At 63.6% G+C, this 6,330-nt stretch carries 8 protein-coding genes; all 8 read right to left on the bottom strand.

Features of this window, described 5'->3' with window-relative positions; translation table 11 throughout:
* Nucleotides 1–417: ATP-binding cassette domain-containing protein (locus IVB32_RS10775; RefSeq protein ID WP_247410343.1), on the bottom strand; the 417-nt coding region annotated here is incomplete at its 3' end.
* On the bottom strand, nucleotides 414–1,235 hold the full coding sequence (locus IVB32_RS10770) for an ABC transporter permease (RefSeq protein WP_007603580.1): 822 nt from the start codon (nucleotides 1,233–1,235) through the stop codon (nucleotides 414–416). The genes IVB32_RS10770 and IVB32_RS10775, both read right to left, overlap by 4 nt.
* Nucleotides 1,232–2,155 (bottom strand): ABC transporter permease, encoded by a 924-nt coding sequence (locus IVB32_RS10765; RefSeq protein WP_247410437.1) that lies wholly within the window; start codon nucleotides 2,153–2,155, stop codon nucleotides 1,232–1,234. The genes IVB32_RS10770 and IVB32_RS10765 overlap by 4 nt, the downstream gene beginning before the upstream one ends.
* 60 nt (nucleotides 2,156–2,215) lie before the next feature.
* Nucleotides 2,216–3,802: an ABC transporter substrate-binding protein gene (locus IVB32_RS10760; protein ID WP_039799326.1), complete on the bottom strand. Its 1,587-nt coding sequence runs from the start codon at nucleotides 3,800–3,802 to the stop codon at nucleotides 2,216–2,218.
* A 134-nt stretch (nucleotides 3,803–3,936) separates the two neighbouring features.
* Nucleotides 3,937–5,217 (bottom strand): S-methyl-5-thioribose kinase, encoded by a 1,281-nt coding sequence (mtnK, locus tag IVB32_RS10755; RefSeq protein ID WP_018455076.1) that lies wholly within the window; start codon nucleotides 5,215–5,217, stop codon nucleotides 3,937–3,939.
* Between the two features lie 35 nt (nucleotides 5,218–5,252).
* The gene (locus IVB32_RS10750) at nucleotides 5,253–5,600 is read right to left on the bottom strand and encodes a hypothetical protein (RefSeq protein WP_007603574.1); all 348 of its coding nucleotides are present in this window, start codon (nucleotides 5,598–5,600) and stop codon (nucleotides 5,253–5,255) included.
* A gap of 28 nt (nucleotides 5,601–5,628) precedes the next feature.
* A complete protein-coding gene (locus IVB32_RS10745; RefSeq protein ID WP_018455077.1) occupies nucleotides 5,629–5,904 on the bottom strand; it encodes a DUF1467 family protein in 276 nt (91 codons plus the stop codon).
* A 9-nt stretch (nucleotides 5,905–5,913) separates the two neighbouring features.
* On the bottom strand, nucleotides 5,914–6,318 hold the full coding sequence (gene mce / locus IVB32_RS10740) for a methylmalonyl-CoA epimerase (RefSeq protein WP_018455078.1): 405 nt from the start codon (nucleotides 6,316–6,318) through the stop codon (nucleotides 5,914–5,916).
* Nucleotides 6,319–6,330 lie beyond the last annotated feature (12 nt).

Raw genomic sequence — 6,330 nt, 5'->3', positions numbered from 1 at the left:
CGCCAGCGCCTCGACCGCCAGTCTATCGGCTTCCCGCCAGCTCTTGCCCTTGTGCAGCACGAACATCTCGGCGATCTGCCGGCCCACCGGCGAGACCGGGTTGAGCGCCGTCATCGGCTCCTGGAAGATCATGGCGATGCGATTGCCGCGCAGATCCCGTTGCCTGGCGGCTGAAAGGTGCTGGATCTCCCGTCCCTCAAACCGGATGACACCGCCGCCGATCGACAACGGCTGCCGCAACAGGCCGATCAAGGCCAGCGCCGTGATGCTTTTGCCGCAGCCGGATTCGCCGACAAGGCCGAACGTCTCGCCGCGATCGATGCGGAATGAAATGCCCTCGGCCGCCGCAACGCGCCGCGATCCATCGTCGAGATCGATACGCAAATCCTCGACTTCGATCAGCGGCGTGCGGGTCATGTGCGCCGGCTCCGCGATTGCGGATCGAGAATGTCGCGCAGGCCGTCACCGAGCAGATTGAGGCCGAGCACCGTCAGGAAGATCGCAAGGCCGGGAAACACCGAGAGCCACGGCGCGGTCGTGATCTGATCGCGGGCATCCGACAACATGCTGCCCCAGCTCGGAAACGGCGGGCGGACGCCGAGGCCGAGGAACGACAACGCGGCTTCGGACAAGACCGCGCTGCCCATGCCGAGCGTGCCGATGACGACGATCGGCCCTAGCATGTTCGGCAGCAGCTGCGTGATCATGATGCGGAGATCGCCGTAGCCGAGCACGGTCGCGGCCTGCACATAGCCCTGGCTCCTCAGCGACAGCGCCGAGGCCCGCGCGATCCGGCACGTGAAGGACCAGTTGGTCAAGCCGAGTGCGATCAGCAGGCTGGTCAGGCCGGGACCGAGCACCGCCATGATGGCCAACGCGAAGATCAGCGAGGGGATCGCGAGCATGAGATTGGTCAGGCCGTTGACGACATCGTCCCACCAGCCGCCCCAATAGCCGGCGCTCAGGCCCAACGCGACGCCGATGACGCTATTGATGAGCTGCGAGACGATGCCGACCGTCAGCGAAACCCGCGCGCCATAGACGACGCGGGAATAGATGTCGCGGCCTTGGTCGTCGGTGCCGAACCACCAAGTCCAGCTCGGAGGCTCTTCCGCGTTGAGCAGATTGGCGTCCAGGACAGGATCGGTATGCGCCAGCCATGGCGCGAGCAGGCCGACCAGGATCGCAAGCGCGAACAGCGCGCCACCGATGATGAGATTGGCGCGGAGCTTCATGCGTATCTGATCCTGGGATCGATCACGCCGTAGAGCACGTCGATCAGCAGATTGATAGCGAGAAAGGACAGCACCACGACAAGAATGGAGCCCTGGACGGCCGGAATGTCGCGCTGCAGGACACTGTCGACCAGCAGCGAGCCGATGCCCGGCCAGGAGTACAGTTTCTCGACCACGACCGCCTGCCCCATCAGCCCGCCGAACTGCAGGCCGACGGTGGTGAGAATGATGACAAGCGCGTTGCGCATCACATGCCACTTCACGACTCGGGTCTCGCTCATGCCCTTGGAGCGCGCGGTGCGGACGAAATCCGCGGTCATGATCTCGAGGACCGCGGCGCGTGTCGTCCGCGCGAACAGCGCCATCGGCGAGACGCCGAGCGTCACGGCCGGGAGGATCAGATATTTCAGTCCGCCATCGCCATAGCCGAAACTCGGCAGCCAGCCGAGCTTCAACGCGAACAAGTACATCAGCAGCAGTCCGAGCCAGAATTTGGCGATCGAAAGGCCTGATACCGCCACGACCATGGCCAGCGTGTCGACGATACCCCCCGGCTTCAGCGCGGCGATGAAACCCAGGGGAACACCGATCACGACGGAAAACGCCATGGCGGTGAAGATGAGCTGGAGCGTCGGCCATATCCGCTTGGCGATCATGAACGTCACAGGCTCGCGCGTCCGGAACGACGTTCCGAAATCACCGGTCGCAAGCTTGGCGATGTAGGCGCCGAAGCGGACATAGACGGGATCGTCGAGCCCGAGCTGCTTCTTCATGCGCAGCTCGACCTGCGGATCGGCATCGTCGCTCATCGACGAGACGATGCTGCCGGGAACGACGCTGAACAGCACGAACACCAGAGCCACCACTGCGAGCACGGTCGGAATGGTCTGCAGCAGGCGGCGGAACAGGAAGGAGAGCATCGGCACTTTTCCTCTCTCCCTCCGTCGTTCATGGCGACGGAGGGAGCGCGAGAGCGCGTGTCACTTCGCGGGCGAGGTCTCGTCGACCCAGAGGTCTTCGACGTTCTGATGGGTCAGTTCGGTCGCATTCAGCTGAACCCCCTTGAGCCACGGCTGCACGGCCATGACCGCCTTGTTGTAGTTGAAGAACCAGACCGGCGCCTCTTCGTAGAGAACAGCATTGGCCTTCTGCAGCAGCTGGGTACGCTTTGCAGCGTCATCGGACTGCCCCGCCTCGTCGATCAGCTTGTCGAACTCGGCATTCTTGAAGTTCATGTAGTTGCAGGCCGACTGCGGTGTCGATGAGTGGAAGCATTTGAGGGCGGCCTGCGGATCGGGTCCGGTCGCCTGCGAATAGACAAAGGCCTGGTAGTCGCCGCTGCGAACCACCTCCGCCAGCACCGCGGTCTCGACCTGCTTGACCTTGGCCTTGATGCCCACCCTGTCCAGCATCGGGATCACGGCCGAGACGATCGGCAGACCCCAGCTCTCGTTCTGGCTGGTGGTCCATTCGAATTCGAAGCCTGAGGGATAGCCGGCGTCGGCGAGCAGCTGCTTGGCCTTGGCGGGATCGAAGGCGTAGGGCTTCATGGCCTTGTCGTAGGCGGTAGAGGTGAGCGGCAGCCAGCTGGTGGCCCGGTAGGCCTTGCCCTTGACCAGCTTGTTGATGATCAGGTCGGTGTCGATCGCGTAGTTGATCGCCTGCCGGACCCGCTTGTCGGCGAACGGCTTGAACGCGGGATTCATCCCCATGTAGCGGGTGAAGACCTCGGCGACTTCCACGACCGTGCCCTTGAGGTCGGCGTCGTTCTGATAGGCGACATATTGCGCCGGTCCCAGCACCGAGGTGTCGATCTCCTTGTTGCGGAAGGCGACATCGCGTGCCGCGGCCTCCCCCATGACCGACACGATGATCTTGTCAGCGTAGGGCTTGCCGGGCTTGTAGAACCGATCCCAGCGCTCCAGAACGATGCGCGACCCCGGCACGTGCTCGACGAATTTGAAGGGTCCAAGACCGATCGGCTTCTGGAGAAAGCTCTCCTTGGCGGCCTCGTCGGCGGGATAGATCGACGTGATCGCGTTCCAGAAGTAGAAACCTGGATCGACCTTCTCGGTCAGCTTCATCTCGAAGGTAAAGTCGTCGATTTTCTTCAGGCCGGAGATCTCCTTGGCCTGGCCCTTCTCGACCGCCGCCGCGCCCTCGATCACGCGGACATAGCGCGCACCGGGATAAGCCTTGGTGCCGTCCATGATGCGGTTGTAGGTCCAGATGATGTCGTCGGCCGTCATCTTGCGGCCGTTGTGGAAATAGGCGTCGTCGCGCAGCTTGAAGGTATGAACGAGGCCTCCGCCCGAGACGACGTCCTCCTTGGCAAGCTCCAGAACCGGCTTGCCTTCCGTGGAATTCCAGATGTAGAGCGACCGGTGCAGCGCCTTGGCGTAGATCTCGTCCTGGGCGCGCTGCGTGGTAAGAATGTCCAGGCTGGTGAAGCTCGAGCCATAAGGCGCGGTCATGCGGATGGTTCCGCCCTTGCGCGGCGTCTGGGCCTCCGCCGAGGCCACCAGTGCCAGCCCCAAACCCGCGATGATCGCCACTATCCTGAACATCATGGTCCCTCCGACAACGCAGCGTGCTCTGGTCCGAGAGTTGACCATCCACGGCACGTCGAGCGCAAGCGTCTTGAAGGGGTTGACGTATGCGAGCGTCGCGCGCGGGCCCCACCGATTTGCGCAGAAGCCCGCTAGAACTCCGGCTGCCAGTCGCGCAATTTTCGCGCTGCAGCGGTGACATCCGCGATGGTCGGAAACGCCCCCACCTCGAGCATCATCGCCCTTGCCAGCCTGACGGCGCGTGCTTCGCTGATCGCGCGCCGGCGCGGATCCTCGATCAGCTCGAAGTCGATATTGTGGGCGAGGCCGAAGATGCGGCGGATGGTTTTTGCCGCGGCGAAGCCGACCGTGTCCGCGAACAGCCGCTGCATGTAGGCCTGCCGCTCGGCTTCCAGCCGTGCCGCGCCTGTCTCGCCGGCGAACAGTGAGGCGGGATAGGCATCGCCTGCGGCGCCAGCGCGCCAGAGCTCGAGGAACTTTCGCGTAAAATCGTTCCAGACCGTTTCCACCGTCTCCAGCACCCAGGCCTCGAAAGCACGCCGTTCGCCCGGCGTGCGCTCATGCCCGGCGGAGGCAAAATAGGCCATCAGGAGGTTGGCCAGCACGGCGCCGACATCGAAACCCATCGGGCCGTAGAACGCGAATTCGGGGTCGATCACCCGCGTCTCGCCGCCCGTGACCATGATCGAGCCGGTGTGCAGGTCGCCGTGGAGCAGCGCCTCGGGGCTCGCCATGAACTTCAGCTTCAACCGGGAGATCGCGACGTGGAGGTCCATATCCTCGCGAAGCTCTGCGGCGAGCGCATCGAGATACGGCGCAGTCCAGCGGTTCTGCTCGGCGACGCGGTAAGGATCGGTGAAGATCAGATCCTCGGTGATCTTGCACAGCGCATGGTTGCCGGCGAAAGCTGCGATGCCCTGCTTCTTCTCGGCCGCCGACACCGCGAGGTCGGAGGTGAAGAACAATGTCCGCGCCATGAAGGTGGTGATGTCATCGACAAAGCGCGGATACTGCGAGCCCGCAACCATCCCCTTGCGCATGATGATGTGGGGCTCGAGCAGCTCCATCACCGTCAGCGCCAGGGCCTCGTTGTGATGCAGCAGCGCCGGCACGAGGCCGGGCGCGAGCTCGGCCTGCCGCGACAAAGCGAGATATTCGTAATGAGCCCGGGACAACGGCAGCGGCCAGCTCTCGCCGACGAGGCGGACATAGGGCAGCGCCTGCTTCACGGCGATGCCGCCGCGGCCGCCCTTGACGATGAAAACGAGATTGAGATTGCCGTCGCCGACTTCGGTGATCGACCAGGAGGCCGGCTCGCCGCCGAGGGTCGCGGCGAGATCCGCAACGCCCGCGAGATAGTCCCGCAACGCCGCCTCATGCAAAATCCGGTAGTCCCCCTGCCCCTGCGCCATGACGATCCCATCCCATGCTTGGCATGGCCGAATCGTTACTCCCGCTCCAGGAAGCTCGAGCCGATCTCGGCCTTTCTTTTGATCGGATCGTAATCACAATAGACGCTGTCCGCCACCAGCGTGTAGCTGGCGCTGACGGTGTATTTGTCTGTTTTGACCGAGTTCAGGCCGATCACCGCGGTGCTCTTGCCGCCGTTCCATTTGAATGGGGTCGAGCTCTTGGCCTGCTCGCAGGCGATCACGGCCTCGTTGAAGACATAGCCCTCGACGAACGCCTTCAGGGTGCGCACCTGCACGGCCATCTTCCACTCGAAATAGCCGATGGCGCCGAGACCGGCGACGATCAGCACTAGAAGCGCGACGACGATCCTCTGAAAAGTCATTCTTCCCCCAACCAAGCCAACCACGAAATTAAAACGGCATGCCCATCAATTTCGACAGGCGCTCGATCGACAAATAGCCGGCGTGATAGGCGACCATGGCGATCCCGTAGATGACCGCCGAGATGATGGTGGTCCAGATCAGCTTGCCCCCCATCCGCGTCAGGATCGGCGCGCCGGGGTCGCTGCCCGGCACTCCGACGCCGTCCTCGTGCTGGCTGCGCACGCCAAACGGCAGCGTCAGGAACAGCGCGACCCACCAGATGACGAAGTAGATCGCGATCGCGGTTGATATCTGGATGGCCATGGCTTCGGCCTATGCCTGCTCGATTTCGACCAGCGCGCCGGAAAAATCCTTCGGGTGCAGGAACAGCACCGGCTTGCCGTGAGCGCCGATCTTCGGCACGCCGTCGCCGAGCACCCTTGCCCCCTCCTTCACCAGCGTGTCGCGCGAGGCGATGATGTCGACCACCTCGTAGCAGACGTGGTGGATGCCGCCGTCGGCGTTGCGGTCCAGGAACTTTGCGATCGGCGAGGCCTCGCCGAGCGGCTCGATGAACTCGATCTTGGTGTTGGGCAGCGTCGCGAACACCGTGGTGACGCCATGCTCGGGCAGCGCGACGGCCTCCGAGATCTGGGCCCCGAATGCGGTGCCATAGATTTTGGCGGCCTTGACGGCGTCCTTGGTCGCGATCGCGACATGGTTGAGCCGGCCCAGCATGTTTCTCTCCCG

This window comes from Bradyrhizobium sp. 23 (assembly GCF_023073295.1).
Classification (GTDB): Bacteria; Pseudomonadota; Alphaproteobacteria; order Rhizobiales; family Xanthobacteraceae; genus Bradyrhizobium; species Bradyrhizobium canariense_D.
Note: the sequence above shows the minus strand (reverse complement) of the source record. Positions and strands in the feature narration are given on the sequence as shown.

What these genes read in the sequence shown, in the direction of transcription:
- IVB32_RS10770 (WP_007603580.1), bottom strand. Translation starts at nt 1,235, where the DNA reads ATGAAGCTCCGCGCCAATCTCATCATCGGTGGCGCGCTGTTCGCGCTT.
- IVB32_RS10765 (WP_247410437.1), bottom strand. Translation starts at nt 2,155, where the DNA reads ATGCTCTCCTTCCTGTTCCGCCGCCTGCTGCAGACCATTCCGACCGTG.
- IVB32_RS10760 (WP_039799326.1), bottom strand. Translation starts at nt 3,802, where the DNA reads ATGTTCAGGATAGTGGCGATCATCGCGGGTTTGGGGCTGGCACTGGTG.
- mtnK (WP_018455076.1), bottom strand. Translation starts at nt 5,217, where the DNA reads ATGGCGCAGGGGCAGGGGGACTACCGGATTTTGCATGAGGCGGCGTTG.
- IVB32_RS10750 (WP_007603574.1), bottom strand. Translation starts at nt 5,600, where the DNA reads ATGACTTTTCAGAGGATCGTCGTCGCGCTTCTAGTGCTGATCGTCGCC.
- IVB32_RS10745 (WP_018455077.1), bottom strand. Translation starts at nt 5,904, where the DNA reads ATGGCCATCCAGATATCAACCGCGATCGCGATCTACTTCGTCATCTGG.
- mce (WP_018455078.1), bottom strand. Translation starts at nt 6,318, where the DNA reads ATGCTGGGCCGGCTCAACCATGTCGCGATCGCGACCAAGGACGCCGTC.